Below are 1,455 nucleotides of genomic sequence, written 5' to 3'. Positions count from 1 at the left end.
CGGTTCCTCACTGCCAAGGCCGTCACCACGCCGGCCGAGGCGGTCCGTGTCGTGACTGAGGCGCGGGTGCCGTGGGAGTTCCTGCCGGACGCGATGCTGCGCGAGCCCGCGGTGTGGGAGGCACTCGTCGACACGGTCGGCATGACCGCGCTCATCCGCAACCTCGCGCGGATGACCCGCCTCGGCGCCCTCAAGCCCATGGGAGACGCCACCCGCCGCGCTGTGGCTCGCCTCACCGACCGGGAGGCGCTTCTGCGGGCTCGTATCCACCCCATGGACGCCTGGCTCGCCCTGCGCGTCTACAACTCCGGCAGCAGCCAGCCCAACCCGCGGGCTGACCGCCAGACCTGGACGCCCGTACCGGCCATCTCCGACGCGCTGGAGGAGACTTACGAGCTGTCCTTCGGCACAGTCGAGCCGTCCGGCAAGCGGCTCCTCGTCGCGGTCGACTCCTCGGGGTCGATGACCTATGGGGTCACCGCGAACGGCTCGCCCATCGGCACGGCATATGAGGTGGGCTGCGCCATGGCGGTCATGCTCGCGCGGATCGAGCGCGGCAACGTCCACGTCATCGATGTCGACACGCGCGTTCACGCCTCGAAGGTCACGCCCCGCACCAACCTCCGCGAGATCGCCTCTTGGCGCCCCTCCGGCGGTGGCACCGACCTGTCCCTGCCGTTCCAGTGGGCGGCTCAGGAGCGCCTCGCCGTGGACGGCATCGTGGTGTTCACCGACAACGAGACCTGGGCAGGACGCTCCCACGCCTCCCAGGCGCTGGCCAGCTACCGATCTTTCATTAACTCGGCCACCCGAGTCGTGGTCGCCGCCATGACGCCGGGCGGCTACACCATCGGCGACCCGGCGGATCCCGGCGTGCTGAACATCGCAGGCCTGGACGCCTCACTGCCGATGGTCGTCAACGGGTTCGTTCGAAGCTGATCATTAGGCGCACGAGGGGCCGTAAAACATCCCCTCGTGCGCCCCATTAGACAAGATCGGTCCGCATATGCAACGATGACCCTCAACCGCAGGTGTGCCCTTTGGAGAGTTTTCTCCGAGGGGCTTTTTTCATGTTCGGGGGTGACCATGCCCCCCGAGATCGATCCAGACATCGACCCGTCTGAAGTCGTCACTCCCTCGCAAGCCGCCGCGCGCTTCGGCATCCCCGCAGGCACGGTCCGGTCGTGGATCTCCCGCCGGAAGATCGAGCCTCTCGGGACGATCGGCCGGTACAACGTCTACGACTACCGGGTCCTCGCCCGGATCGAGTACGAGATGAACTACCTGCCCAACGAGGCCGACGAGGTCGACGTCGCCTAGACACCTTTAGAGATTCTTAGACGCGCGCCTGTGCGGGGCGCGTGTGCTCCGCGGCCGGCGCCTTCCCCGTGCACCCGCCGTGTTGAGCACCTCGGCGGCTGGTCCTGTTTCTGGCGAGGCCAGGACCAGCCGCCC

The 1,455-nt window shown here is 67.9% G+C and carries 2 protein-coding genes; both read left to right on the top strand.

Going from position 1 to position 1,455, the window contains the following annotated elements:
• On the top strand, positions 1-939 hold a 939-nt coding region (locus tag AB0395_RS48030; protein WP_366295034.1), incomplete at its 5' end, for a TROVE domain-containing protein.
• Between the two features lie 141 nt (positions 940-1,080).
• Positions 1,081-1,320, top strand: a complete 240-nt coding sequence (locus AB0395_RS48025; RefSeq protein WP_366295032.1) for a hypothetical protein — start codon at positions 1,081-1,083, stop codon at positions 1,318-1,320.
• Positions 1,321-1,455: the final 135 nt, after the last annotated feature.

The sequence above is a fragment of the Streptosporangium sp. NPDC051023 genome (assembly GCF_040689595.1).
Classification (GTDB): Bacteria; Actinomycetota; Actinomycetes; order Streptosporangiales; family Streptosporangiaceae; genus Streptosporangium.
Note: the sequence above shows the minus strand (reverse complement) of the source record. Positions and strands in the feature narration are given on the sequence as shown.